Source organism: Streptomyces sp. NPDC006487 (genome assembly GCF_042870555.1).
GTDB lineage: Bacteria > Actinomycetota > Actinomycetes > Streptomycetales > Streptomycetaceae > Streptomyces.
Window position 1 is genome coordinate 515838 of record NZ_JBIAHN010000001.1, and the last position, 23242, is coordinate 539079.

Sequence of the window (23242 nt, forward strand, 5' to 3'; positions counted from 1 at the left end):
AATATCTCAGTACCCGATGGTGAACCGCTTGCCCGGGTGCGCGTCGCGCTCGATCTCGTCCAGCAGGGCGACGGCGAAGTCCTCCGTGGAGATCAGACTGTTTCCGTGGTCGTCCACGACCAGGTCGTCGAGCCCCAGCCGGTACGCGCCCGTCCGGGTGCCCGGCTCGATCGTGGCGGCGGGGCTGAGGTTGGTCCAGTGGACCTCCTCCACCGGAACGGTCCGCAGGAAGTCGAGGGCGTCCCCGTGGGCGTGCATGACGGCGACGATCGGCGCCGGAATCCCGGCCTGGTCCCAGACCATCGGTCCGCCGGGGGTGCGCAGGGAGCCCGCCCCGCCGACGGTGACCACGCGCGGCCGGGGCCCGTCCGCAGCGAGGGCCTGCACACCGCCGATCAGTGCCTTCGCCGCACCGACGAGCGTGCCGGGATCCCCGGAGCCCGGACCGTACGCGCTGACCACCACGTCCTGCCCTGCCGCGGCCTGGGTCACGGAAGCGGGGTCGAGGACATTGCCGCGGACGACGGTGACGTCCGCGGAGCTGGCGTCGGACTCGGCGAAGTGCGCGGGATCGCGTACGACGGCCGTGACCTCGTGCCCGCGCCCGAGTGCTTCGTGCAGCACGCGGGATCCGATGGTGCCGGTCGCGCCGAAGAGAGCGATCTTCGCCATGGCCACTCCTGGAGGTGGGGGCTGGAGGGCCCCGGTCGGGGTCCGCCGGGCCCATCCAAGCGAATCCCGCCTCCCGGACCCGGCAGCGCCACGCGGTCAGCGGCACAGGACGGTCAGTGGCACAGCACGGTCAGTGGCACAGCGCCACGATGGCCGGGTCCACCGTCCCCCGGGCCGCCGCGCAGAGCGGCGCCATGTCGTACGTGCGGTTCGGCGCGGGACGGGCGCCGCGGGCCTTCGGGGCGGGAGCCGCGGGCTTCTTCGGCGTGGCCCGCCGGGGGCGCTCCGGCCGGCGGCGCGGTGCGGCGGGCTTCACCCGGCTGCGCGCCCGGGCGGCCGGCGCCGCGGGCGCGGCCGGCCGCGGAGCAACGGCGGCCCCGGGCAAGGCGTTCGGGGGCCCGTCCGGCACCGGATCCGCATGCTGCTCGGCCTCCGGCAGCGCCCCCAGCGGCCAGGCCTCGGTCGCCGGTCCGGGCAGGTCCGTCCGTACCTCGGCCGGCGCGGGCCGTGCGCCGGGCCCGGGGACGGCCCCCGGCCCGGCGGCCGGGCCCACGGTCACACATCCGGTCACACACCCGGCCGCCACGGCCAGCGCGACGATGATCAGGGGCACCCTCGGTCCCCGGCGCGACTCCATCCGCCCACCCTGCCCGACGAACACCCGCTCACTCTCACGCGCTCACCCGCACGGGTGGTCCGGGCTCCTCGACAGGAGGACTCAGTCGCAGGTCACGCTGTCCCTCGGGGTGTAACGGGTCTTCATCGTCTCCCGCTTGACCTCTTCCCCGCCCTTCACGAACACCCGGTCGACGGCGACGTCGAAGCCCTCCAGCGGGGACTGCGGTTCGCACTTCGGGCCGGTGTCCGTGCGCGTGGCGGGCGGCTTGACGTTCGTCCGCGGCCCCTTGACCGCGCGGATCTCGTCGTACCGCTTCGTTCCCAGGAAGGTGATGGTGATCGAGGTGTCGGTCGCCTCGGCCTGGATGTAGAGGGCCTTGCCGGAGTCGTTGGCGAAACGCAGGTCCAGGCTGCCCCAGGCCACGGTGGCCTCGCGGCCCTCCGGGTAGCGCTCGATGTAGAAGGAGTGCGCCCCGTACTCGACGGGCTTGACCCCCGAGAAGAACATCGCGTTGAAGACGGTGGTGGCCACCGCCGACACACCGCCGCCCGCGGCCTTCTCGTACTGGCCGTTGTTGATGATCAGGCCGTCGACGAAGCCGTTCTCCTTCGTGCGCTCGCCGACGCGGCGGTTGAAGCTCCAGGTCTCGTCGGGCAGCACGAGCGAGCCGTTGATCAGCTCCGCGGCCCGCCCGATGTTCGTCGTACGGTACGGGGCCTTCTCGAAGTCGACGGTGAAGGAGGACACCACTTCCTTGATGCCCAGCTGCCCGACCGTGTTCGCGGTCAGCTTCGGCCGGACCTCCTCCGTGGCGACCTCGCCCGTGCGCTCCGCCGCGCCCGCCCGCGTCAGCAGCGGAAGCACGGCGGCGGACAGCCCCTCCTCGGCGACCCGGCGTCAGGCCCGGCCCTCCTCGGTGACGGAGACCGCGCCGGCGGAGTCGCTACGCAGCCTCGCCTCCACCGGCCCCGGCGTGGCCCGGCGCAGCGGACCGGCCAGCTCCGGGTCCGCGAGCAGCGCCTTGGCGTCGAGGCGGGGCGCGAGGCGGCCCCGGCCGTCGTCCTTGAGGGTGAGGTGCTTGGCGAGGACGGCGGGGCCGACGGGTATGCGCCTGCCCTCCACGGTCAGGGTGACGGGCGCGGACACCGCCGGTTCGGCGAACTCCTTGAGCGCCCGCTCCGTCTCCTGACGCCCGATACGGGGCTCCGTGCTCCGGACGGGGAGTGCGACGGGTCCGCCGCGCTCCCCCTCCGCGGGCCGGGTGTAGGACGAGCGGAGCACGGCGAGGGAGCCGCCGACGTCGAGGTCGGTGCCGGTGACCGGGGCAACCGCCCTGGCCTTGCCCTTCTCGAAGGAGACCGAGCCGTCCCGGGCTTCCTGCCGGGTCTTCGCGCGGAGTCCGTCCAGGGCGGCGCGGGCCGCCTTCTCGTCGAGCCGGACCACGGGCTCCACGTCGGGATCACCGGAGGAGAACAGCCGGCCGATCACGCTGACGGGGTGGGAGCCGGAGCGGGCCGCCCGGTCGACGGTGGCGCCGGTGTCCAGGGACAGGCCGAGCGTCGCCGGCTGCGCCTGCTCGGTCCGCTCTCCTATCCGCAGCGCCAGCGGGGCCGAGGCGGACGGGCCGAGCGCACGGTTCAGGGTCTGCCGGGCCTCGGCCCGGCTCATCCCGCCTATGTCGATGCCGCGCACCTTCGTGCCGGAGGCCATGTCGTCGCCCGCCAGCAGGCCCGCGGCGTACAGCCCACCGAAGCCGAGGACCGCGACGCCGCCCGCCACGCCGGCCACGCCCGGGACGGTCCACCGTTTGCCGGTGGCCGCCGGGGTGCCCGTACGGGGTGCGCGTCGCATGTGTGGGTCTCTCCTCGGTCCGGTGACGTGGTCGGACCGGCGGTTTTCATGCCGCCAGTCCGCCCGGGGAACGTAGCAAGATCCGTGTAACCAGGTAATAAGGAGGTATAGGGGTGGCAAAGGGGATTGTGTGGATCTCCGTAACCCGGGGGCCGCCCGCGCTGTTGCACAGCCCGCGGGTCCGCCCGTGCGCAACGCCCCGGCGAGGCCCGCGCGATGACCGCGCGAGGCCCGCGCGATGACCGCGCGAGGCCCGCGCGACGGGGCCGCACGGCATCCCCGCGGTGCCCCTACGGTGAATGGAGTCCGATGCCGCAGCTGACCGACGAGGACGTGACGCAGGACACGGGCGCATCCCCGGCGCCACCCGATGCCCAAGCCCAGGCCGATGCCCAAGCCCAGGCCCGAGCCCAAGCCCAAGCCGAGGTGGAGACCCCGGCCGCGCGTGCGGGCACGTGGATGACACCGGAGGAGTACGGCGCCTCCCGCGCCACGCTCTGGACCGGTGCGGTCGTCCTCGTCACCGATGCCGACGGGCGCGTCCTCGTCCAGAGCGTCGATTACCGCCCCGACCGGCTGCTGCCCGGTGGCGCCGTGGACGCCGGCGAGGCACCGGCCGCGGCGGCCGCCCGCGAGATGTACGAGGAGCTCGGCGTCGAAGGCCGCTACCCGCGCGGCCTCGCCGTGGACTGGGTCCCGGCCGACGCGCCCGGCATGCCGCCGGGGATGTGCTTCCCCGGCGAGATCCTGCACGTCTTCGACGGCGGCACCTGGACCCGGGAGCGCATCGACTCCGTCCGCCTCCCCGCGCAGGAGATCACCGGCATCGACTTCGCCGAACCGGCCGAGCTGCCCGGCCTGATGGACGCGGGCGACGCCCGCCGCGCCCTGTCCGCCCTGCGGGCCCGGATCAACGGGGGCGGCACCGCCCTGCTGGAGGACGGCCGCCCCACCACCCCCACCGCCCTGGACCGGCTGGGCGTTCTGCGCAGCCGCCGCGTTCCGCTGCACGGCACCTGGCACTCCGGGCCCGTCCCCGCGCACCTGACGCCACGGGACCCCGCGGGCTGGCTCTTCGCCCCCGACGGACGCGTCCTCCTGCTCGTCGCCCGCGCCACCGGCGCCGCCGGCCTCCCGTCCCCGACGGCGGGCCGCACCGCGGCCGCGGTCCCGCTCGGGTACCGGTACGCCGACCAGGGCGCTCATCCGCGCACCGCGGCCCGGCTCACGGCGCTGCCACCGGGCCCGGATCCGGCGTACGCCCGGCTGCTGGCCACCCCCGACCAGGTCCGCGAACTCAGTGACTGGGGCCGGGCGGGCCACGAGGAACTCGCCGCCGTGCACGGCGCACGCGTCCACTTGTCCCTCCCGTCGCCGCCCCGCACCCCACCGACGGAACTCCCCGCCGAGGGCTGCCACTGGTGAGCGCAGAGCGGCTCAATCCCCGGTCCGCGGGCCCCGGTCCCGCAGCATGAGGGGATGAGCGAGACTGCGATCACCTACACCGTGTACGTCCAGGCCGACCCCGCGCGGGTGTGGCAGGCCCTGACCGAGCCCGCGTTCACCCGCCGGTACTGGGGGCTCGACTTCGAGACCGACTGGCGGGTGGGCTCGACGATGGACTGGGTGGAACGCGGGGCGCGGACGAGCGATCCGGAGCAGGTGGTGCTGGAGTGCGTGCCGGAGCGGCTGCTCTCCTACACCTGGCACACCTTCACCCCGCAGTGGGCCGCTTCCGCGGGCATCGGCGAGGAGCTGCGCGCCGAACTGGCCCGCGAGCGGCGCACGAAGGTGACGTACGAGATCGAGCCGGTCGGCGACACGCTCGCGCGGCTGACCATCCTCCACGAGGACTTCGAACCGGGCAGCACCCTCCTCGGCATGTGCGGGCGCGCCTGGCCGATGCTCGCGTCCAGTCTCAAGACCCTCCTGGAGACCGGCGCCCCGCTCCCGGAGCAGGGGCACGCGAACGAACAGGGTTCCGGCGGCTACGAGGCCCACGACCCGCGGGCCTGAAGCGGCGGACGGGCCCGCCGGGTCACGTCGAGTACGGGAGCCGGGTCAGGTGCGGGAGCCGGGGCGGGTCAGGTGCGGGAGGGGACGGTGCAGCGCAGCGGGCCTGCGGGGATGTCGGCGCTCTCGTCGTACGGGTCGACCACCGGCCACGGCCGGTCGGCGGCCTTCGCCTCCTTCGAGAAGTAGGGGTGGACGAAGCCGTCGACCGTGCCGCAGTCGTGGTTGCCGAGCTGCCGGCGGTAGTCGGCCGGGACCAGCTTCCCGGCCGTCACCCCGGGGGACCCGGCCGGGGCGTAGAGCAGGACCAGTTGTCTGCGGACGACGACCCGTGCCACTTCCTCCGTGCCGGGCGCCGGCCCCGGCTCCGAGAGCGGTTCGGTGCGCCGCACGGCGTAGACGAAGGTGTAGTCGGCGCGGATCCGCAGCTGTCCGGGGACGCTGCCGGCCTCGAAGGCCATCCTGCCGCGCACGCGGATGCCCTCGTCGGCCAGGGTGAGCTCGGCGGGGTCGAAGCGTGTGAACATCTCGGTGGGATCGGCGTCCGGGAGGCCGGGCGCGCGCAGGTGCTCCGTCAGCCGGGCACGTGCGGGCTCCTGCGGATCGAGCAGTTCCAGTGCCCGGGCGGGATGGCCGGCCCGGAGCACCATCCGATCCAGATTGGCCGCGACCACGAACTCCCGTGCCCGTAGCAGTCCTTCCGAGACCTGCCGGCGGGACAGCGAACCGACCGCCGCGGGAGCGGGCAGCGGGAGGTCCTCCGCGCCGTTGGCCCAGGTGCGGGCCGGCGAGCCGCGCAGCGGCAGGTTGGTCGTCGCCGGCCAGGCGTCGGGCCACAACCGCTCGTCGAGCGCGGCGGCGGCGTACGGCTCGTCGGCGGGCCGCTCACCGGTGCTGGTCACCAGCCACGTGGCGAGGCCTGCCAGCGCGAGGGCGGCGCCGGCTCCGACGGACGCGCGCCGCAGGCGCCGCCGGTGCCGGTCCGCGCGGAAGGCCTCTTCACGGTCCGGGCTCTGCGCCTCCGCCCGTAGCCGCGTGATGTAGTCCACCGGATCCGACATGCTCGGCCCCCGCCCCCGCCCTCGTCCTTGGTTCGGGCCATCCCACAGGTCGCCGTTCGAGTGGCACAAGACGTGCCGTGATCACGTGATGCTCCTGTGACCTGCGCGGATGTGGGCGTCGGGGTGTACCTGGCCACAGGGTCGGCGCCTCGATGCCGGCGCCGGCACGATGCCGCCGCGGGCTTGATGGCACCCTGACAACCTGGCGTTCACCGGTGTCGTGTGGAATGTCCGCATGGGGAGAAGCGAGTACCAGATACGCCAAGGCGCCCCGGAGCGCCGGAGCGAGGGAACGACGGGCACGGTGGCGGTGAACGCGCCGTCCGAGCACTGGCGCTACGCCCGGCACCTGGAGTCCCTGGCGGCCGTCTCAGGTCAGCCCGCGGAAGCCGAGGCCGTCGCCGCCGTCCTGCGCGACCCGGACCTGGTGATGGCCGAGAGCGCGGTGGTCACGCACCTGGACCGGCGGGCGGCCGGGCTGCTGGCCGACGAGGCCTTTCCGGCCTGGGCGCAGGCGATCGGAGCGGCCCTCGGCGGCCGCACCTTCGCTGCCCGCCGACTGCGCGAGTGGACCCTGCTGAAGGCCGTCACCCGGGGCGAGCCCTGGTCCCCGGCAGAACTCCTCGCCGCCTCCGACTGGTGTCAGCGGACGGCGGCCCAGTCCCTGCACTCCGACGAGGCCCTTCGGCTGCTCGCCGCGGGCGCCCGGACCCGCCGGGTCCGCAACGCGGCGGCGCAGCGACTGCTGCGGCGGGCCGCTTGAGCCCGTGACCTCACGGGACGCACGGGAGGGCCGGAACCGCACCCGCGGTCCCGGCCCTCCGCCGTGCTGCCACGTGTCCCGTCGTACTACTTCGTACCGCGCCGCACCCGCGCCGCCGCGCGGGCCTCGGCGGCCTGCCGGGCCTCGATGGTCTTGCGGGACTCCTTGCCCTTGCCGGGCCGCCCGGGCCGGGTGCCGATCCCGCGGAAGCCGAGGTCCGAGCCCGAGGGCCGGCCCTTGGCGTCGGTGGCCGCGGCGCCGGCCAGGGGCACGCCGGAGGGGGCCTTGGCGCCGGTGATCCGGCTCAGCGCGGCCTCGCCGGAGCGGACCTGGGTGATGGTCGGCCGGATCTTGGCGTCGGCCATCAGCCGGACGATGTCGCGCCGCTGGTTGGGGGTCACCAGGGTGACGACCTTGCCGGACTCGCCGGCCCGTGCGGTGCGGCCGCCCCGGTGCAGGTAGTCCTTGCTGTCGGCCGGCGGGTCCACGTTGACCACGAGGTCGAGGTCCTCGATGTGGATGCCGCGCGCGGCGACGTTGGTGGCGACCAGAACGTTGAGCAGGCCGTCCTTGAACTGCCCGAGCGTCCGGGTGCGCTGGGGCTGGGACTTCCCGCTGTGCAGCCCCTCCGCGCGTACGCCCATCGCCCGCAGGTGCTTCACGAACTGGTCGACCCCGTGCTTGGTGTCCAGGAACATCAGCACCCGGCCCTCGCGGGCCGCGATCTCGGTCGCGGCCGAGACCTTGTCGGCGGCGTGGATGTGCAGCACGTGGTGGTCCATCGTGGACACCGAAGCAGACTGCGGGTCCACGGAGTGGCCGACCGGGTCCTTCAGATACCGCTGCACCAGCTGGTCCACATTGCGGTCCAGGGTGGCCGAGAACAGCATCCGCTGGCCGGCGTGGTGGCACTGGTCGAGGATCTCGGTGACCTGCGGCATGAAGCCCATGTCGCACATCTGGTCGGCCTCGTCGAGGACGACGATCTTCACGCGCTCCAGGTGCACGTCGCGCCGGCCGATGAGGTCGCTGAGCCGCCCCGGGGTGGCCACCACGATCTCGGCGCCGGTGCGCAGCGCGCCCGTCTGCTTGCCGATCGACAGTCCGCCGACGACCGTGGCCATGCGCAGCTTCAGCGCCTGGGCGTACGGGGCCAGGGCCTCGGTCACCTGCTGCGCCAGCTCGCGGGTCGGTACGAGGACCAGCGCGAGCGGCCGCTTCGGATCGGCCTGCTGCCCCGCCGTACGGGCGAGCAGGGCCAGGCCGAAGGCGAGCGTCTTGCCGGAGCCGGTCCGCCCGCGGCCGAGGATGTCGCGGCCCGCCAGGGAGTTGGGGAGGGTCGCCGCCTGGATGGGGAACGGCTGCGCCACCCCCTGGTCGGCCATCGTCGTCACCAGCTCAGGGGGCAGGCCGAGCTCCGAGAAGGACTCCACCGGCGGCAGCGCCGGCGTGGTCGTCCGGGGCATTGAGTACTCGCCCTGGGGGCCGAGGGTCCGCGGGGTCTTGCCGCCGCCCTTCGCACCGCCCTTCGGGCCTGCCTTCGCTCCGGGCTTGATGCCGAAGCGCCCATGAGGTGACGGGTTCTTCATGCAGAACCTTCCGTGAGACGCACAAGATGATCGGGAGCGCGACGCGAACGTCGCCAAAAGGCAAATTTTACCATCGGGGCTACGGGGCCACCGGCCCGAGTTCCCCGGCCCGTACGCGGTCCAGATGGGCGGTGACCTCGGCCGTAGCCCGCCCGAACCAGTCGGCGATGACGGCGATCTCGTCGGGGGTGTACTCGGCGAACACCGCGCCGAGCCGGGCGTAGAAGGGCTCGTAGACGGCGAAGATCCGCGCGGCGGCGGCGGGCTCCGCGACCACCCGTACCCGGCGCCGGTCGGCGGGGTCGGGCTGCCGGCTCGCGTACCCGGCGCGCTCCAGGCGGTTGAGCACGCCGGTCACCGCGCCGGTGGTGAGGTTGGTCAGCTCGGCGAGGTCGCCCGCGCCGAGCGGCTCCTCTCCGGCGCCCAGGATGTGGCCGAGGCAGGTCAGGTCGGTGACGTTCAGCCCCAGGAGCTGTGCGACCTCCTGCTGGCCGACGATGCCGAGGGCGACGTACCGGTCCATGCGCGACAGCGCTTCCTGGACCGTGGCCGCGGGGCGGGGCTTGCCCTGCACGCGGTTACTCCTTAGCATCTAAGTTACTTAGCTCGTGAGATAAATGGCTTTCTCCGTAAGAGAACGCCTTTCGAGCCTACTGAACCGACGAAGCAGGGGAGAACGATGAGTGCTCACGGCCACGTGGACCTCGGCCACACGGTGGCGGGCTGGACCGGCACCGCGATCGCCCTGGTGGGAAGTGCCGCCGCGGGCGCCGCCCTCTGTGCCTCCTGGGCCCCGGGCATCTGGATCGGCCTGGGGATCGTCGTGGCGGCCGGCGTCACCACCTGGCTGCTGCACCTCGCCGGCTGGGGCAAGCCGAGCGGGCCCCGCCCGGAGAGCCAATGGGACTGGCGGGTCCGCGACACGGCGGCGCACACCGGCCACGCCGACTGCCTCGGCTGCCGGGTCAGCGGGCCGCGGCGAGGTGCCGCAGCAGCCCCTGCGTCTCGATCCGCCGCGTCGTTGCCCGCCGCGGATAGCAGCGCATGAACATCCGGGTGAAGTGCTCTCCGTAGTGGATCACCGAGGGCTCCGCGCCGCCGTCCCCGCCCGGCCGGGACAGTGCCGGGTCCAGGGGGCGGATCCGGGCGCCGAAGCGCGGCTCGTGGAAGTAGGCGAGGGCGTACCGCTCCCGTTCCGCGAGCCGCACCCGGTGCGGGGTGGACAGCAGCGCGCCACCGGTCATGAACTGGAGGATGTCCCCGGGGAACACCGTCAGCACCCGCGCCACGGGCCGTACGGGGGTCCAGCCGGGCAGGTCCTCGGCGAAGCCCGCCGTGCTCTCGCCCGGCAGCCAATTGCGCGGGCGCACCTCGCCCGGCACCGGAGGCCGCACGAAGAGCCCGCCCACCTCGTCCTGGGCGGCTATCACCAGGAGTCCGTAGTCGGTGTGGGCGCCGATCCCGCGCTCCGCGGTCCGCTCCGCCGCGGGGAAGCGCAGCACCCGCATGTGGTGCCAGCCGCCGCGGGTCAGCCCCGCGAGCCGGTCGATGCCGGCCGGACCGAGGCCGAGCCCGAGGGCCACGAGCCGCAGCAGCCGGTCGCCGAGCCCGCCGACACCCGCCAAGTAGGCCTCCATGGCCGCGCGGTAGCCGGGGGAGGGCCAGGGGACGGGGCCGTGGCAGGGCAGGCCGGCGGCCGCGGCCGGAGCGATGTCGGGGGTGATGGTGAAGATCTCCGACGCGTCAGGCCGGCCGTCCGTCACCTCCTCGCCCGAGGCGATGTACCCGCTGTACGAGGTGTCGTTGACGCACGCGGCCTTCTCCGCCGAGGGCCGGGCGAAGAACCGCCGGCTCGCCGCCAGCGCGGCCCGCGTGCGGACCTCCTGCCGTCCGTCGGCGGCCACTTGGAAGATCCCGTCGCGCTGCCAGGCGCGGACCATCGCCCCGCCGAGCATGGTGTCCGCCGTCGTTCCCGTGATCCGAGCCGGCACCCGGAACGTCGCGAGCTCACCCATGTCCGTCCCCTCTCGAAGACTCCTCCGGAGCGCCCCGCCGAGAGCCCTTCCCAGGGCCCCTGCGAAGGCCTGCTCCCCCGTTTCACGGACGGGACGGAGAAAAGTTCGAATATCCGGAAGCACCCCGGTTGGCCGCGCTTGGCGTGTGCTCGAGCCGATCAATGGGCAGGATCGGGTCCGGCCGTGTGTGCGGCCGGTGGAACGTTGTGAAGGATCAGTACAGATGGCAACTGGCATCGTGAAGTGGTTCAACTCGGAGAAGGGGTTCGGGTTCATCCAGCAGGACGACGGTGGCCCCGACGTGTTCGTGCACTTCTCCGCCATCCAGACCACCGGCTTCAAGGAGCTGGCGGAGGGCGCGAAGGTCGAGTACGACGTGACGCAGGGGCCGAAGGGACCCCAGGCGGAGCAGGTGGTCACGATCGGGTAGCACCGCTTCACGAGCCCAGCCCGTGACGGGGCCCCGCCGGATCTTCCGGCGGGGCTCACGCACGTCCGGGGCGGACGGGTAGCGTGAGCCGGATGATGACCGGCACGCCGGACACCCGGCTGATCGTGCTGCGCGGCAACTCCGCCGCGGGCAAGTCCTCGGTGGCGGAGGGCATCCGCGACCGCCACGGGCGGGGCCTCGCGCTCGTGGGCCAGGACAACCTGCGCCGCGTCGTCCTGCGCGAGCGGGACACCCCCGGCGCCGCGAACATCGGGCTCATCGGCAGCGTGGCGCGCTACGCGCTGGACCACGGCTTCCACGTCATCGTCGAGGGGATCCTCTACGCGGACCGCTACGGCCCCATGCTCGACGCGCTGCGCCGGGCCCACCGCGGGCCGACGCACTTCTACTACTTCGACGTGCCGTTCGAGGAGACCCTGCGACGCCACGCGGGCAAGCCGCAGGCGCAGGAGTACGGGGAGGCGGAGATGCGCGAGTGGTACCGGCCCCTCGACCTGCTGCCCGGCGACTGGGAGAGCGTCATCGAGGCGGAGCAGTCCCTGGAGGACACGGTCACCCGGGTCATGGCCGAGACCGGGCTGGGCGCGGAAGGCCGAACTCTTTGACCGCGGCGCGTCCTCCGCGGCGCGGGCGGCTCCGGGGCCCGGCCGCCGGGAGGTTTGCGCGGATCACCCCGCCCGGTGGAGTGCTACGAGGAGCAGCCAGATCCGGTCCGCCAGTGCGGCCGGGTCCGCCAGGACGGCGGGGAGATCGCCGTGCAGCCAGTCCGCCAGGACGGCGGTGAAGGTGGCTGCCACGGCCGAAGCGACCAGCTCGGGGCGCGGAGCGCCCACCGCGGCGCGCTCGGCCCGGCTGCGCTCGCGCAGCTCCCGGTACAGGCGTTCGCCGAGCGGGCCGCCACCGCCGGGCAGGAGCAGGGTGCGGTAGAGGGGGGCCCGGTCGGCCGCGCCGCCGAGGAACGCGGCGAGTGCGGCCGGGGGCCGGGCCGGGGGAGGCGGCGGCGCGGCCGCCGACGGGGCCGTCTGCCAGGCGTGCAGGGCGTCGACCGCCGCGTGCACGACGTCGGCGCACGCGTCCACCGCGAGCGCGGTGAGGTCCTCGTAGTGAAGGTAGAACGTGGCCCGGCCGACGCCCGCCCGGCGGACCACCGCCGAGACGCTGACCTCGGCGAGCGGCCGGTCCGCGCACTCGGCGAGGAGGCTCTCGCGCAGCCGGGCCCTGGTGCGGGCGGTGCGGGGGTCGGTGCGGGGGGTGGCACCCGCACCCGCGGCGGCATCCGTACCGGCAGGCCCGCCGGACCTCGCGCCGGTGTCCGCGCCGGATCCGGCGGGCGGTCGCACGCCCTGCTCGCCGGAGGTCATCCGGCGAGCAGGGCCGCGCCCAGGGCGAGGGCGCCGGGCAGGGCCTGGGCGAAGAGGATGCGGCGGTTGGCGGTCGCGGCCCCGTACACCCCGGCGACGATCACGCAGACGAGGAAGAAGATCTGCGTGGCGAGCGAGTCGATGACGAGGGACCAGACCAGGCCCGCGGCGAGGAACCCGTTGTAGAGGCCCTGGTTGGCGGCGAGCGGGGCGGTCAGGCGGGCCGTGTCGGCATCGAAGCCGGACAGGGCCCGGCCGGGCGGCCGCTGCCACAGGAACATCTCCAGGACCAGGAAGTACAAGTGCAGCGCGGCGACGAGGCCGATGAGGATCGTTGCGACCGTGTGCACGGCCACCTCCCTGGGGGCGGGGTGAGCGGGAGAGCGGTCCCTCCGACTTCCTGGACAACTGTACAGGAAGTCGGGTCGCGGCCGGCGGTCCGCGGCGCGGCTACGCTGACCGCATGACTGCGCACGTATATGAAGACTTCGCCCCCGGATCCCACCGCGAGGCCACGCTGATCCGGCACGCGCTCGGCAGCGTGCACGAAGAGGCCCTGGTCGCGGGCCTGGCGGGCGGTATCGGCTTCATGTACTTCGTGTTCGAGTACGCCGGGCGGCCGCCGATGCCGACGATCGTCGCCCAGGCCCACCCCGACCCCTGGGTCCAGGTCGCCCTGACCCGCCTGCGCATCCCGTACGAGGCCACGCGCAGCGCCAAGCCCCGCTGGAACCGGGTCGAGGCCGCGCTCGACGCCGGGGCCCCGGTGTTCTGCACCGTCGACCGGTCCGCCCTGCCCTGGCACGGCCCCGCGCCGCTGGCCGAGCTGGCCGCCGCCGATCCGTACGTGGTGGCCGTGGTCGGCCACGACGGGGACACCCTCCACATCGACGACCCGGCGCCCGGTCTGGACGGGGCCGGGGGCCCGTACGCGATCGGCCGCGAGGAGTTCGGCGCCGCTTGGTCCGGCCACAAGAAGGGCCGCCATCAGATGGTGGTGACCACCGGGAAGCCCGCGGGTGAACCCGACCTGGACGCGGCGATCGCCGCCACGGTCTCCCGCCTCACCGGGCCGGTGCTCGGCAATCACTTCGACGTCAACTTCGGCTTCTCCGGCATGGAGAAGTTCGCCGCGCAGCTGCGCGACACCGGCACCAAGGCCGGCTGGGAGCGCCGCTTCGCCACGCCCGAAGCCTTCGCACTGGGTACGCGGCGGCTGTACGCCTGCCTCGAGGAGGAGTGGACCGCCCCGGGCGCCACCCGGCCGCTCTACGCGGACTTCCTCGACCTCGCCGGGCACGGGGAGGCCGCCGGGCTCTTCCGGGACTCCGGGCGGCAGTGGTCGCGGCTCGCCGAGCTGGCCCGTACGGCGGACCCCGGGGCGGACGCCGCGGGGCGGCGGGAAGTCTTCGACGCCTGCGCCGGGCTCGTGGACGGCGCCCTCGTGCTGGAGCGGCAGGCGGTCGCATTGCTGCCTCAGGCGGCGCCCGCCGAGTGAGGGTCGCGCGGTGCCGCGTCAAAGGTTGAGTCGCTCAATTTTTGACGCGGCAAAACCTCTGGGCGTACGGTGGACAAATCGTCCCCGAGCACCCCTAAGGCCCTGTACCGCGCATGGAAATGACCCTCGTCTCGATCGTCGGCGTCAGCAGCATCGTCGCCGTCGCCGCCTTCTCGAAGCGGCTCGGCCTCGCCGCCCCCCTGAGCCTGGTGGTCGTCGGCATCGCCCTCAGCTTCGTGCCGGGAGTGCCGGCGCTCGCCATCGAGCCGGAGTGGGTCCTGGCGGGCGTGCTGCCGCCCCTGCTCTATTCGACGGCCGTGAACATGCCCGCGTCGGACTTCCGCCGCAACATCAAGGCGATCAGCGGTCTCGCCGTCCTGCTCGTGGCCGTCACCACCCTCGGGGCGGGCTGGCTCTTCCACTGGCTCATGCCCGGCCTCGGCTGGCCCGCGGCCTTCGCCCTCGGCGCCGTGGTCAGCCCCACCGACGCGGTCGCCGCGACCTCCATGGGCAAACAGCTCGGCCTGCCGTCACGGCTGCTGACCATGCTGGAGGGCGAGGGCCTCGTCAACGACGCCTCCGCCCTCGTGCTGCTGCGCTCCGCGATCGCGGCCATGGCCGGAACCGTCTCCCTGGCCGGGGTCGCCGGGAACTTCCTCTTCTCCGTGGCCCTGGCCACCGCCGTCGGCCTCGTCGTGGGCCTGGCCAACGTCCGGGTCCGGGCCCTGCTCAAGGACAGCCTGCTGAACACGGCGATCTCCTTCGTCGTGCCCTTCGTCGCCTTCCTGCCGGCCGAGGAGTTCCACGCCTCCGGAGTCCTCGCGGTGGTCGTCGCGGGCCTGGTCACCGGCCATCAGGCCCCGCGCTTCCTCAGCGCCCAGGACCGGCTGGCCGAAGCCATGAACTGGCGCACCCTCGCCTTCCTGCTCGAAAGCGCGATCTTCCTCCTGATGGGGCTCGGCCTCAAGGGCCTCCTCGACGAGGTCGCCGCCGACGGGCTCAGCGCCTGGCGCGCCCTGTTCATCGGCCTCGCGGCCGCCGCCCTGGTGATCGTGGCGCGCATGGTGTTCGTCGCCCCGCTCATCGCCTCGCTGCGCAAGGACGCGCAGCGCGCCGCCGAGAAGAAGCCCCGGCTCGACTGGCTCATGGACCGGCTCGGCGCCCCGGAGTCCGAGCAGCAGGCCAATCCGCTGCGCCCCCGCAGGGAGCTGACGCCCCGCCGCAGGGAGCAGATGAAGGAACGCGTCACCCGCGCCTCGGCCGACGCCGACTTCAAGGTCAACGAGAGCCTGGGCTGGCGCAGCGGCGTGGCCCTGGCCTGGGCCGGGATGCGCGGGGCGATCACCGTCGCCGCGGCCCAGACCCTGCCCGAGGACACTCCGTACCGCCCCCAGTTGCTGCTCATCGCCTTCGTGGTCGCCACCACCACCCTGTTGCTCCAGGGCCTGACCCTGCCCGCCGTGATCCGGAAGGTGAAGATCTCCGGCGACGACCCGGTCCGCTTCCAGGAGGAGTACGGGCGGCTGCTCGACGAGGTCGCCGCCGCAGGCCGGGCCGCCCTGGACGAGCCGGGCCTCGTCCAGGGCGACGGCAGCCCGTACGCGCCGGAGGTCCTCGCCAAGGTCCGCGAGGACGCCCGGCTGGACCGCAAGAACGGGGACGGCAAGGCCCCCGCTTTGGAGGGCGCGCGCGAACAGTACGTGGACCTGCGGCTCGGTGTGATCGCGGCCTCGCGGGACGCCGTACTGGCCGCCCGCTCGACCGGGATCTACAGCTCGCAGGCCATCAACCAGGCCCAGCAGGGGCTGGACCTGGACGAGGCCCTGTTCCAGCGCCTGGGCGCGGCCACCCGGCACTGAGCCGGCGGGGCCCGGGGCCGCCCCGCTCAATCCGCCCCGCTCCATCCGCCCCGCTCAAGCCGCCCTGCTCACACGGCCCCGTTCACACCGGCCCGCTCAGGCTTCCTCGACCCTGACCGCCGACACCGGGCAGGCGCGCACGGCCTCCCGCAGCAGCGGGCTGCCGCCGCCGTCCTCGCGGCCCGGCAGCACCGCGCCGAAGCCGTCCTCGTCCTGGGTGAACACGCCCGGCGCGGTCAGGGCGCACTGCCCGGCCCCGATGCAGACGGCCGTGTCGACGGAGACGCGGCTCGCCGGACCCGCTGGACCCGCGGGGTTCACCGGACCCGTCGGGGTCACCGGGCTCACCACGCCACGGGGAGTTCGAGCATGCCCTGGACGGTGTCCCCGGGCTTGAACGGGATCCGGTCCGGCTCGGCCGCCAGCCTCAGGCCGGGGAGCCGTTCGAAGAGGGTGCCGAGAGCGATCTCCATCTCGGCGCGCGCCAGGTTCTGGCCCAGGCACTGGTGGATGCCGAAGCCGAAGGCCAGGTGGTGCCGGGTGGGCCGGTGCCAGTCCAGGACGTCGGGCTCCGCGAAGACGCTCTCGTCACGGTTGATCACGGAGGTGGAGAAGATCACCCCGTCGTCGGCGCGGACGGTCACCCCGGCGATCTCGATGTCCTCGGCCGCCACCCGGAGCATGCCGTCCGCGATCGACAGGAAGCGCATCAGCTCCTCCACCGCCGCCGGCAGCAGCGTCGGATCCGTGCGCAGCTCGGCCAGCTGCTCGGGGTGGCTGAGCAGGGTGTACGTACCGAGCGAGATCATGTTGGCCGTGGTCTCGTGTCCCGCGATGAGCAGGATCGCGGCCAGGGAGACCAGCTCCTCCACATCGGTCTCGCCGGTCTCCAGCCGCCGGACGATCAGCTCGTCCAGCAGCCCCTCGCCCGGATGCCCGCGCTTGTGGCCGATGAGCTCGCGCAGATAGCCGTTGAGCTGCTCCCGGGCGTCCTCGACGTCGGCGAGTTCCGGGCCCCGCAGCAGCCGCCGGGACTGGCTCTCGAAGAACTCGTGGTCCGCGTACGGGACTCCGAGCAGCGCGCAGATCACCATCGAGGGCACCGGCAGGGCGAAGGCGCCCACCAGTTCCGCACGGGGTCCGGCGGCGACCATCGCGTCGATCAGCCGGTCCACGGTCTCCTGGATCCGGGGGCGCAGGGCCGCGGTGCGCCCCAGCGAGAAGCTGGGGATCAGCATCCGGCGCTGGGTGTTGTGGACGGGGTCGTCGACACCGAGCAGGGCGGCACGCCGGTTGCTCAGACCCTTGAACCGCCTGGTGGGAGCGGGGAAGGAAAGGTTCTGCCGGTCGGCGGAGAGCCGGCCGTCGGAGAGCAGGGCCCGCGCCTCGGCGTGCCCGGAGACCACCCACACGGAGCGGCCGTCGAAGAGGGTGACCCGGGAGAGCGGCCGGCCCGTCCGCAGCGGCTCGTAGGCCGCCGGCGGGTGGTAGGGACAGGTCCGGTCCTGGGGGAAGGCAATGGTTTTCTCGGACATGCAGCACCTCGCACGCGATGGTTCCGTTTCGCCGGGATCCATTACATGCCTCAGGCACCTATCCGATCCATGTGACTTTCGGCCAGATCGCGCGCCTTCGCCCGGACGGCTCAGAGATGGGCGTCGAGGAACGCCCGGAACTCGCCGGCGGCCATCGGCCCCGCCTGGGTGGCCACGGGCTCACCACCCGCGATGAGCACGGCCGTCGGGGCCCCCGTCACCCCGTACCGCTTGGTCTGGGCGGGGCAGCGGGTGATGTCCACGCGCACCGCGGTCAGCCGGGTCCCGTACTCCTGAGCCAGTGCGGCGACGACCGTGTCCATCGCGCGGCAGGGCTCCAGGGCCTTCGGCCAGCTTCCGCAGAAGTAGGCGAGCACCGGCCCGTCCGTCATGCCGAGGATGAAGTCGAACTCCCGGTCCTCCAGTGGCTGGTGTACCCGACGTGCCATGGATGGTGCTCCGCTCCGTGTGCCGTGCGATCCGAACGGCTCCCATCATCGCCGCTCGGGCCTGTTGTCAGTGCCGTCTGTGAAGCTGGCCGGTATGGACGACAGGATGCTCCGGCGCCGGGTCTACGGCGCCGACCACGACGACCCCGACCCGGGTCCGCTCCCGGGGCACGCCTACGGAGAGCTCGTGGGCGGTCCCCTCGACGGACTGCTGCTCGACGTCACGGGCTGGAGCGGTGCGCAGCTCGCCGAAGAGGCCCGGCTCCCCACGGAGATAGGGCGTTACGGACCAGGCGGCCGGGCCCACTACCGCCGCCGCACCGCCGATCCCGGCCACTGGGACTGGACGGGCGACAGCCGCTGAGGCCTCAGCCCGCCGCGTTCCGGCCGACCTTGCGGGCCCACAGCACCAGCGGGACCTGGAGCGGCAGCCGGCCCAGGGCCACGGCCCGCAGGGCGGGGGAGCGGTGACGGGCGTCGGCGGCCATCTTGACGTTCGCGGGGAACACGCCGACGAAGAACGCCGCCGTCGCGAGCGCCGCCACCCGGCGGGTGCGCGGGTGCGCGACCCCGGCCGCGAGCGCGAGCTCCGCCACGCCGCTCGCGTACGTCCACTGGCGCGGGGTGCCGGGCAGCGAGCGCGGCACGGTCGCGTCGAACTGCTTGGGAGCGACGGCGTGCGCCACCGCGGCGCCGGCCAGCAGACCGGCGAGCAGGAGCGGTGAGGAGGGCATGCGCGGCATCGAGGATCCTCTCGGAGGGGCCTGGGCCCGGCGATCCTACTCGCCGGTAGCTCCGGGTGGGGCGGTGCCCGGAATCTCCGTCACCGCGCGCGCCCCGAAAATCTCCGAAGATTTTTCCGGGAAGCTGTCGATCCCGGCGTCTCCCGTTCGACGCAGGGGTGAGAGGCGGGGAGGGTCCCCGTCCTCCACCACCGAGGAGTCACCATGCCGCGCTTCCTTTCGATGATCCGCATCGACGAGCAGAACCTCACCCCCGACACCCCCTTCCCGGCCGACTTCAACGACCGCATGGGCGCGCTGATGGAGGAGATCACCAAGGCCGGGGTCATGCTCGACACCGCCGGCCTGCTCCCCACCTCCGAGGGGACCAGGGTCACCTGGTCCGGCGGGAAGCTCAGCTACACCGACGGGCCCTTCACCGAGACCAAGGAGGTCGTCGGGGGGTACGCCCTCATGCAGTGCAAGGACAAGGACGAGGCGCTGGAGTGGACCAAGCGCTTCCTGGAGATCCACCCCGAGAGCTGGACGGTCGGCGCCGAGCTCCGTCAGCTCGACGGAAGCTGACGGCAGCCGGCGGCGGCCACCGCCGCGCGCCGTTTGCCCTGCCTCGTCACGGCTGCTCTGATGGGTAGCCGTGACGGCAGTGAGTGCGACCCGAGCGGTCGAATCGGTGTTCAGGATCGAGTCCGCGCGGATCATCGCGGGCGTCGCCCGGATCGTGCGCGACGTCGGCATCGCCGAGGAGATCACCCAGGACGCGCTGGTCGCGGCGCTGGAGCAGTGGCCCGCCTCCGGGGTGCCCGACAAGCCGGGGGCCTGGCTGATGGCCACCGCCAAACACCGGGCCATCGACCTCGTCCGCCGCAAGGAGACCTACGCGCGCAAGCTCGCCGAGGTGGGCCGCACCCTGGAGGACGTGCCGCCGCCGGAGGAGGAGGGCGCGCTGGCCGACCCCGAGTCGATCGACGACGACCTGCTGCGGCTGATCTTCACCGCATGCCACCCCGTCCTCGCCACCGACGCCCGGATCGCGCTGACCCTGCGTCTCATGGGCGGCCTCACGACCCAGGAGATCGCCCGCGCCTTCCTCTGCCCCGAACCGACCGTCGCCCAGCGGATCGTCCGGGCGAAGCGGGCGCTCGCGAAGGCGGGGGTGCCCTTCGAGGTCCCGTACGGAGCCGACCGCGAAGAGCGCCTCGCCTCCGTCCTGGAGGTCATCTACCTCGTCTTCAACGAGGGCTACTCGGCCACGGCCGGCGACGACCTCGTCCGCCCCGCCCTGTGCGAGGACGCCCTGCGCCTCGCCCGGGTCCTGGCCGGCCTGATGCCCAAGGAACCCGAGGTGCACGGCCTGGCGGCGCTGCTGGAGTTCCAGGCCTCGCGGATCGCCACCCGCACCGGCCCGGACGGGGAGCCGGTGCTGCTCGCCGACCAGAACCGGTCCAAGTGGAACCGCCTGCTGATCCGCCGCGGCGTCGAAGCCCTGCACCGGGCGGGAACCGGCCCCTACTCCCTCCAGGCCGCCATCGCCGGCTGTCACGCCGACGCCGTCCGCTACGAGGACACCGACTGGCGGACGATCGCCGCCCTTTACGGACGGCTCGTCCTGCTGATCCCGTCACCGGTGATCGAGCTCAACCGGGCCGTCGCCGTCTCGATGGCCGACGGCCCCGCGGCGGCGCTCCCTCTGGTCGACGCCCTGACGGCGGAGCCGGCCCTGCGCTCCTACCATCTGCTGCCGAGCGTACGGGGAGACCTGCTGGAGCGGCTCGGCCGCCCGGCGGAGGCACGCGCGGAGTTCGAACGTGCCGCCTCCCTCACGCGCAACGCCCGGGAACAGACCCTGCTGCGCGCCCGCGCGGCCCGCCTCTGAAGCCCGCCGCCGTCGCAGGACGCGACCCGGATCAGCCGCGGCGGGCGAACGCCGCCACGTCGAGCGGGGTCCGCGCGGGCCGGCGCGGCGGGGTCAGCGCGATGGGACGGCGGAGCGAGCCGTGGCGGGCGATCTCCCGGACCGTCTCGCGCAGGGCCTCCAGGAAACCGTCCATGGTGCGGCGGGCGGCGGGGGTGTCCGAGTAGATGGAGTTCATGTGCAGCCCGTCCGCGTCCCGCTGGAACCACGAACAGGCGCCGTTGGCCTGTGCCGACCACACGTGGGAGGTGGGCCGCCAGTCCTCGTGCCGCTCGGCGCCCGGGCACTTGCGCATGTCGATGTACGAGAAGAAGTTCACCGGATACGGCCAGGAGCGTGCGGCGAACTCCCGGGGAGCGAGCAGCTCCCAGGCCCGCACGAACGGTACGTCGATGTGGTCGATCATCTCGTTGAAACCGGCCCGCACCGAGGACATGACCTGCTCGAAGTCCCGGCCCGGCGAGGCGTCGAACTCGATGGGCATGGTGTTGACGAACCAGCCCACCGAGTTGCCCCAGCCGGCCCGGCCTCGCTCGCTCACCGGCATGAACCCCCGGTAGACGCCCGGTCCGCCCGCCTCGCGCAGACACACCGCCACGGCGGCGAGCACGCCCATGAACGCCTTGCCGTCCACCGCCAGGCACGCCTTCTCGAAGACCTCCGCCTCGGCGGCGTCCAGCAGCGGGGAGGCCTCGTTCACGATCGAGTACATCCGGCCAGGTTCCACGCCCAGTTCGAGCGGGAACCGCGGGAAGAACTCGCCGCCGCCACTCGCCATGAACTCCTTCCAGTAGCCGAGCCGTTCGTCGTCCGCGTCGATGGAGAGATAGCGGGCGCGCTGCTCCTCGGCGAAGTCGAGATAGCTCGGCGCGGGCGCCGCGTCGGGCAACTCTCCGCGGCGCAGGGCCTCGTAGCCGGACTCGACCTCCTGGACCACGATCGGCATCGACATGCCGTCGCAGACGATGTGGTCGAAGGCCAGGTAGACGGTCGCCGAATCCTCGCGCAGTACGGCGCCCATCGTGAAGAGCGGCCAGGACAGCGTGTCGATGCTCCGCTTGAACCGCTCCACCAGGAAGCCGGTCAGTTCCTCGGTGCGGTCGAAGTCGGCGACCTGGACGGTGTCCAGGGCCAGTTCGGCGGAGGGGATCGGAGCGCACGCCAACTCGCCTGCCAGGCGCCGGAATTCACAGCGCAGCACCTCGTGGCGGCGGACGAACGCCAGCAGCGAGCCGGTCAGCGCGTCCTCGTCCAGCGGGCCCGCGACCTCGAAGGTGACGGCGATCCACGAAGCGGTCGGGTCGTCGGCCGCGCGGCTCTCCTCGGCGACGGTGAAGTGCTTGTCCTGATTGAAGGAGGCCCTCCTGCCGGCCGCGCCGTCCGGACCGGGGGACTGCACCCCGGCCGTGGACCGCAACCGCCACTCGACGACCCGGCCGGGTGCCATGTGGTGCATCTCCAGAGGAAACTGCCGCATTCCGTCATCCCTTCGCCCCCCGAGTCAACCCCGAGCGCCTAACGACACCCGGGCCACGGAAGTGACGCGCGCCAGGGGGTTCACCGGGAGGCGCGCAGCGCGGACCGGGTGCACGCGCCCGGCGCCGGGCTCCGGCGGCCGGCCCCGGTGACCGGCCCGGCCCGGTTCACCGCAGGCGGCGCAGGAGCGCGCGCAGCCCCCGCGAGCGCGGGGCTTGCTGCTCGTCCGGGAGACCGGGCGCACCGGACCGATCGGGCGCGTCCCGGCCGATGCCCTCCTCGACGGCGTCCGCGAGGCGGGTCAGGAACGCCCGGAACTCGGCCTCGCCGTAGGGGCGCCGTCCCGGATACGGCTCGAACGCGGAGGCGAGCACCGCGTCGGAGGCGACGGCCGCGCGAAGGCCCGCTGTCTGCCGGTGCAGCGGCTCGTCACTCAGGGGGCGCGCCCGCAGGGCGATCGCGTGGCGCCGGACCAGATCGTCGTCGAGCGCGGACCCGTCGCTGTGGAACATCGCGTCGTACAGAATGCAGTTGACCAGCCCGGTCACCCACGGTTCGACCGCCATCACAAACCCTTCTCTCTCCCGGCCCGCACTCTGGCAGACTCGGCCCATGACCACCGATCCCGTCGTCGTCTGCGAGGTCCCCGACGGCCTCGGTCTGATAGAGGTCACCGGGGACGACGGCGCCAGCCTGCTCCTCCTGGGGGGCCGGCCCGTCCTCCTGGAGGGCAGCGACTTCCGCGGCAGCATCGGCTGGCTGGCCTCGCGCGCCACCGGCCCGGACGCTCCCACCACCGCCGAGACCAAGGCGCTCACCGCATGGCTGGCCGCCCCGGAGCTCGCCGTCGACCCGCTCACCGGGAGCTTCCTGCCGCCGGACCCCGAACGGCTGCGGCCCCTGCTCTGCCTCCTCGCCCCCGGCCGGTACACGATGACCGCCGCCGCGGCCCCGCAGCCGCTGCGCGTGGTCCACCCGCGCGCCGAGCACGTCGAGAGCTGGTACGCGGACGAGGAGCTCGCCCTGCTCACCACCGACCACTGGCCCCCGCCCGACAGGGACGCCGTACGCGCGTACGTGCGGCGGATCCGGGCAGGTGACCGGCCCGCGCTGGTGGCCCTGAGCCCCGCGGAGGACTCCATCGCCGCCTACCTCCTGGACGGCCATCACAAACTGGAGGCCTACCACCAGGCCCGGATCCAGCCCCTGATCATCAGGCTGACTCCGGTCGACCCCGCGCCCTTCCGGCTCGAGGACTGCGAACCCGTCCGCGAGGTCTTCCCCGGAGAGCCCCTGATCCGGATGTTCCGCTACGTCCGCGAGGACGCGGACGAGGCGGCGCGGAAACGACGCACGGGCTGAACAGGGCTCCGGG

At 73.5% G+C, this 23242-nt stretch carries 26 protein-coding genes and 1 pseudogene; 12 read left to right on the top strand and 15 right to left on the bottom strand.

Annotated features, from left to right (window positions below; translation table 11 throughout):
- Positions 1-6: 6 nt before the first annotated feature.
- The 3 genes and pseudogenes from ACFYM0_RS02270 to ACFYM0_RS02280 form a co-directional block, all read right to left on the bottom strand.
- The gene (locus ACFYM0_RS02270) at positions 7-672 is read right to left on the bottom strand and encodes an NAD(P)-dependent oxidoreductase (RefSeq protein ID WP_388495689.1); all 666 of its coding nucleotides are present in this window, start codon (positions 670-672) and stop codon (positions 7-9) included.
- Between the two features lie 130 nt (positions 673-802).
- Positions 803-1285: a hypothetical protein gene (locus tag ACFYM0_RS02275; RefSeq protein ID WP_388495690.1), complete on the bottom strand. Its 483-nt coding sequence runs from the start codon at positions 1283-1285 to the stop codon at positions 803-805.
- 105 nt (positions 1286-1390) lie between these two features.
- Positions 1391-3142: pseudogene (locus ACFYM0_RS02280) on the bottom strand (VanW family protein).
- Between the two features lie 309 nt (positions 3143-3451).
- Between ACFYM0_RS02280 and ACFYM0_RS02285 the strand changes: the two are divergent.
- On the top strand, positions 3452-4567 hold the full coding sequence (locus ACFYM0_RS02285; RefSeq protein ID WP_388495692.1) for an NUDIX domain-containing protein: 1116 nt from the start codon (positions 3452-3454) through the stop codon (positions 4565-4567).
- A 54-nt stretch (positions 4568-4621) separates the two neighbouring features.
- Complete coding sequence (locus ACFYM0_RS02290; protein WP_327251172.1) at positions 4622-5158, top strand: SRPBCC family protein; 537 nt, start codon at positions 4622-4624, stop codon at positions 5156-5158.
- A gap of 68 nt (positions 5159-5226) precedes the next feature.
- On the opposite strand, the gene ACFYM0_RS02295 is transcribed toward ACFYM0_RS02290, so the two are convergent.
- A complete protein-coding gene (locus ACFYM0_RS02295) occupies positions 5227-6216 on the bottom strand; it encodes a hypothetical protein (RefSeq protein WP_388495694.1) in 990 nt (329 codons plus the stop codon).
- Positions 6217-6451: 235 nt separating this feature from the next.
- Between ACFYM0_RS02295 and ACFYM0_RS02300 the strand changes: the two genes are divergently transcribed.
- On the top strand, positions 6452-6979 hold the full coding sequence (locus ACFYM0_RS02300; RefSeq protein ID WP_388495695.1) for a hypothetical protein: 528 nt from the start codon (positions 6452-6454) through the stop codon (positions 6977-6979).
- 86 nt (positions 6980-7065) lie between these two features.
- Here ACFYM0_RS02300 and ACFYM0_RS02305 read toward each other — a convergent pair whose 3' ends face one another.
- A complete protein-coding gene (locus ACFYM0_RS02305; RefSeq protein ID WP_388495697.1) occupies positions 7066-8568 on the bottom strand; it encodes a DEAD/DEAH box helicase in 1503 nt (500 codons plus the stop codon).
- Positions 8569-8647: 79 nt separating this feature from the next.
- A complete protein-coding gene (locus ACFYM0_RS02310) occupies positions 8648-9142 on the bottom strand; it encodes a MarR family transcriptional regulator (protein ID WP_388495698.1) in 495 nt (164 codons plus the stop codon).
- A 105-nt stretch (positions 9143-9247) separates the two neighbouring features.
- Here ACFYM0_RS02310 and ACFYM0_RS02315 point away from each other — a divergent pair, with 105 nt between their 5' ends.
- Positions 9248-9616, top strand: coding sequence for an HGxxPAAW family protein (locus ACFYM0_RS02315; RefSeq protein ID WP_388495699.1), 369 nt, complete (start codon positions 9248-9250; stop codon positions 9614-9616).
- Here the strand turns inward: ACFYM0_RS02315 and ACFYM0_RS02320 are convergent.
- Positions 9534-10583 carry a 2-oxoglutarate and iron-dependent oxygenase domain-containing protein gene (locus tag ACFYM0_RS02320; protein ID WP_388495701.1) on the bottom strand — a complete coding sequence of 350 codons (1050 nt, stop codon included), beginning with the start codon at positions 10581-10583 and terminating at the stop codon, positions 9534-9536. The two genes, ACFYM0_RS02315 and ACFYM0_RS02320, sit on opposite strands and share 83 nt — an antisense overlap.
- A 223-nt stretch (positions 10584-10806) precedes the next feature.
- On the opposite strand from ACFYM0_RS02320, the gene ACFYM0_RS02325 reads away from it, so the two are divergent.
- Together ACFYM0_RS02325 and ACFYM0_RS02330 are read left to right on the top strand one after the other, a co-directional pair.
- Positions 10807-11013 (top strand): cold-shock protein, encoded by a 207-nt coding sequence (locus ACFYM0_RS02325; protein WP_388495703.1) that lies wholly within the window; start codon positions 10807-10809, stop codon positions 11011-11013.
- Between the two features lie 95 nt (positions 11014-11108).
- A complete protein-coding gene (locus tag ACFYM0_RS02330; RefSeq protein WP_388495842.1) occupies positions 11109-11639 on the top strand; it encodes an AAA family ATPase in 531 nt (176 codons plus the stop codon).
- Positions 11640-11702: 63 nt separating this feature from the next.
- On the opposite strand, the gene ACFYM0_RS02335 is transcribed toward ACFYM0_RS02330, so the two are convergent.
- Both ACFYM0_RS02335 and ACFYM0_RS02340 read right to left on the bottom strand, forming a co-directional pair.
- Positions 11703-12395: a TetR family transcriptional regulator gene (locus tag ACFYM0_RS02335; RefSeq protein ID WP_388495705.1), complete on the bottom strand. Its 693-nt coding sequence runs from the start codon at positions 12393-12395 to the stop codon at positions 11703-11705.
- Positions 12392-12745 (bottom strand): DUF1304 domain-containing protein, encoded by a 354-nt coding sequence (locus ACFYM0_RS02340; protein ID WP_388495706.1) that lies wholly within the window; start codon positions 12743-12745, stop codon positions 12392-12394. The genes ACFYM0_RS02335 and ACFYM0_RS02340 overlap by 4 nt, the downstream gene beginning before the upstream one ends.
- Before the next feature lie 113 nt (positions 12746-12858).
- Between ACFYM0_RS02340 and ACFYM0_RS02345 the strand changes: the two genes are divergently transcribed.
- Together ACFYM0_RS02345 and ACFYM0_RS02350 are read left to right on the top strand one after the other, a co-directional pair.
- Positions 12859-13893, top strand: a complete 1035-nt coding sequence (locus tag ACFYM0_RS02345) for a BtrH N-terminal domain-containing protein (protein ID WP_388495708.1) — start codon at positions 12859-12861, stop codon at positions 13891-13893.
- A 113-nt stretch (positions 13894-14006) separates the two neighbouring features.
- The gene (locus ACFYM0_RS02350; protein ID WP_388495710.1) at positions 14007-15752 is read left to right on the top strand and encodes a cation:proton antiporter; all 1746 of its coding nucleotides are present in this window, start codon (positions 14007-14009) and stop codon (positions 15750-15752) included.
- Positions 15753-15848: 96 nt separating this feature from the next.
- On the opposite strand, the gene ACFYM0_RS02355 is transcribed toward ACFYM0_RS02350, so the two are convergent.
- The 3 genes from ACFYM0_RS02355 to ACFYM0_RS02365 all read right to left on the bottom strand — a co-directional run bounded on the left by ACFYM0_RS02355 (position 15849) and on the right by ACFYM0_RS02365 (position 17736).
- Positions 15849-16073 (bottom strand): ferredoxin, encoded by a 225-nt coding sequence (locus tag ACFYM0_RS02355; RefSeq protein ID WP_388495844.1) that lies wholly within the window; start codon positions 16071-16073, stop codon positions 15849-15851.
- Between the two features lie 23 nt (positions 16074-16096).
- Positions 16097-17287 carry a cytochrome P450 gene (locus ACFYM0_RS02360; RefSeq protein WP_388495712.1) on the bottom strand — a complete coding sequence of 397 codons (1191 nt, stop codon included), beginning with the start codon at positions 17285-17287 and terminating at the stop codon, positions 16097-16099.
- 110 nt (positions 17288-17397) lie between these two features.
- Positions 17398-17736, bottom strand: a complete 339-nt coding sequence (locus ACFYM0_RS02365) for a thioredoxin family protein (protein ID WP_388495713.1) — start codon at positions 17734-17736, stop codon at positions 17398-17400.
- Positions 17737-17830: 94 nt separating this feature from the next.
- Between ACFYM0_RS02365 and ACFYM0_RS02370 the strand changes: the two genes are divergently transcribed.
- The gene (locus ACFYM0_RS02370) at positions 17831-18100 is read left to right on the top strand and encodes a hypothetical protein (protein WP_388495715.1); all 270 of its coding nucleotides are present in this window, start codon (positions 17831-17833) and stop codon (positions 18098-18100) included.
- Positions 18101-18104: 4 nt separating this feature from the next.
- Here ACFYM0_RS02370 and ACFYM0_RS02375 read toward each other — a convergent pair whose 3' ends face one another.
- On the bottom strand, positions 18105-18479 hold the full coding sequence (locus tag ACFYM0_RS02375; protein ID WP_388495717.1) for a hypothetical protein: 375 nt from the start codon (positions 18477-18479) through the stop codon (positions 18105-18107).
- A 204-nt stretch (positions 18480-18683) separates the two neighbouring features.
- Here ACFYM0_RS02375 and ACFYM0_RS02380 point away from each other — a divergent pair, with 204 nt between their 5' ends.
- A complete protein-coding gene (locus ACFYM0_RS02380) occupies positions 18684-19043 on the top strand; it encodes a YciI family protein (protein ID WP_388495719.1) in 360 nt (119 codons plus the stop codon).
- A gap of 79 nt (positions 19044-19122) precedes the next feature.
- Entirely contained in the window at positions 19123-20352 is a 1230-nt protein-coding gene (locus tag ACFYM0_RS02385) for an RNA polymerase sigma factor (protein WP_388495846.1), read from the top strand.
- 31 nt (positions 20353-20383) lie between these two features.
- On the opposite strand, the gene ACFYM0_RS02390 is transcribed toward ACFYM0_RS02385, so the two are convergent.
- Together ACFYM0_RS02390 and ACFYM0_RS02395 are read right to left on the bottom strand one after the other, a co-directional pair.
- Positions 20384-21868 carry a condensation domain-containing protein gene (locus ACFYM0_RS02390; protein WP_388495721.1) on the bottom strand — a complete coding sequence of 495 codons (1485 nt, stop codon included), beginning with the start codon at positions 21866-21868 and terminating at the stop codon, positions 20384-20386.
- 166 nt (positions 21869-22034) lie between these two features.
- Complete coding sequence (locus ACFYM0_RS02395) at positions 22035-22433, bottom strand: hypothetical protein (RefSeq protein ID WP_388495723.1); 399 nt, start codon at positions 22431-22433, stop codon at positions 22035-22037.
- Positions 22434-22479: 46 nt separating this feature from the next.
- Between ACFYM0_RS02395 and ACFYM0_RS02400 the strand changes: the two genes are divergently transcribed.
- The gene (locus tag ACFYM0_RS02400) at positions 22480-23229 is read left to right on the top strand and encodes a hypothetical protein (protein WP_388495725.1); all 750 of its coding nucleotides are present in this window, start codon (positions 22480-22482) and stop codon (positions 23227-23229) included.
- The last annotated feature ends 13 nt before the right edge of the window (positions 23230-23242 follow it).

What these genes read in the sequence shown, in the direction of transcription:
- ACFYM0_RS02285 (WP_388495692.1), top strand. Translation starts at nt 3,452, where the DNA reads ATGCCGCAGCTGACCGACGAGGACGTGACGCAGGACACGGGCGCATCC.
- ACFYM0_RS02365 (WP_388495713.1), bottom strand. Translation starts at nt 17,736, where the DNA reads ATGGCACGTCGGGTACACCAGCCACTGGAGGACCGGGAGTTCGACTTC.
- ACFYM0_RS02290 (WP_327251172.1), top strand. Translation starts at nt 4,622, where the DNA reads ATGAGCGAGACTGCGATCACCTACACCGTGTACGTCCAGGCCGACCCC.
- ACFYM0_RS02345 (WP_388495708.1), top strand. Translation starts at nt 12,859, where the DNA reads ATGACTGCGCACGTATATGAAGACTTCGCCCCCGGATCCCACCGCGAG.
- ACFYM0_RS02395 (WP_388495723.1), bottom strand. Translation starts at nt 22,433, where the DNA reads ATGGCGGTCGAACCGTGGGTGACCGGGCTGGTCAACTGCATTCTGTAC.
- ACFYM0_RS02330 (WP_388495842.1), top strand. Translation starts at nt 11,109, where the DNA reads ATGACCGGCACGCCGGACACCCGGCTGATCGTGCTGCGCGGCAACTCC.
- ACFYM0_RS02390 (WP_388495721.1), bottom strand. Translation starts at nt 21,868, where the DNA reads ATGCGGCAGTTTCCTCTGGAGATGCACCACATGGCACCCGGCCGGGTC.
- ACFYM0_RS02300 (WP_388495695.1), top strand. Translation starts at nt 6,452, where the DNA reads ATGGGGAGAAGCGAGTACCAGATACGCCAAGGCGCCCCGGAGCGCCGG.
- ACFYM0_RS02325 (WP_388495703.1), top strand. Translation starts at nt 10,807, where the DNA reads ATGGCAACTGGCATCGTGAAGTGGTTCAACTCGGAGAAGGGGTTCGGG.
- ACFYM0_RS02320 (WP_388495701.1), bottom strand. Translation starts at nt 10,583, where the DNA reads ATGGGTGAGCTCGCGACGTTCCGGGTGCCGGCTCGGATCACGGGAACG.
- ACFYM0_RS02380 (WP_388495719.1), top strand. Translation starts at nt 18,684, where the DNA reads ATGCCGCGCTTCCTTTCGATGATCCGCATCGACGAGCAGAACCTCACC.
- ACFYM0_RS02295 (WP_388495694.1), bottom strand. Translation starts at nt 6,216, where the DNA reads ATGTCGGATCCGGTGGACTACATCACGCGGCTACGGGCGGAGGCGCAG.
- ACFYM0_RS02305 (WP_388495697.1), bottom strand. Translation starts at nt 8,568, where the DNA reads ATGAAGAACCCGTCACCTCATGGGCGCTTCGGCATCAAGCCCGGAGCG.
- ACFYM0_RS02350 (WP_388495710.1), top strand. Translation starts at nt 14,007, where the DNA reads ATGGAAATGACCCTCGTCTCGATCGTCGGCGTCAGCAGCATCGTCGCC.
- ACFYM0_RS02360 (WP_388495712.1), bottom strand. Translation starts at nt 17,287, where the DNA reads ATGTCCGAGAAAACCATTGCCTTCCCCCAGGACCGGACCTGTCCCTAC.
- ACFYM0_RS02370 (WP_388495715.1), top strand. Translation starts at nt 17,831, where the DNA reads ATGGACGACAGGATGCTCCGGCGCCGGGTCTACGGCGCCGACCACGAC.
- ACFYM0_RS02315 (WP_388495699.1), top strand. Translation starts at nt 9,248, where the DNA reads ATGAGTGCTCACGGCCACGTGGACCTCGGCCACACGGTGGCGGGCTGG.
- ACFYM0_RS02400 (WP_388495725.1), top strand. Translation starts at nt 22,480, where the DNA reads ATGACCACCGATCCCGTCGTCGTCTGCGAGGTCCCCGACGGCCTCGGT.
- ACFYM0_RS02335 (WP_388495705.1), bottom strand. Translation starts at nt 12,395, where the DNA reads ATGACCTCCGGCGAGCAGGGCGTGCGACCGCCCGCCGGATCCGGCGCG.
- ACFYM0_RS02375 (WP_388495717.1), bottom strand. Translation starts at nt 18,479, where the DNA reads ATGCCGCGCATGCCCTCCTCACCGCTCCTGCTCGCCGGTCTGCTGGCC.
- ACFYM0_RS02270 (WP_388495689.1), bottom strand. Translation starts at nt 672, where the DNA reads ATGGCGAAGATCGCTCTCTTCGGCGCGACCGGCACCATCGGATCCCGC.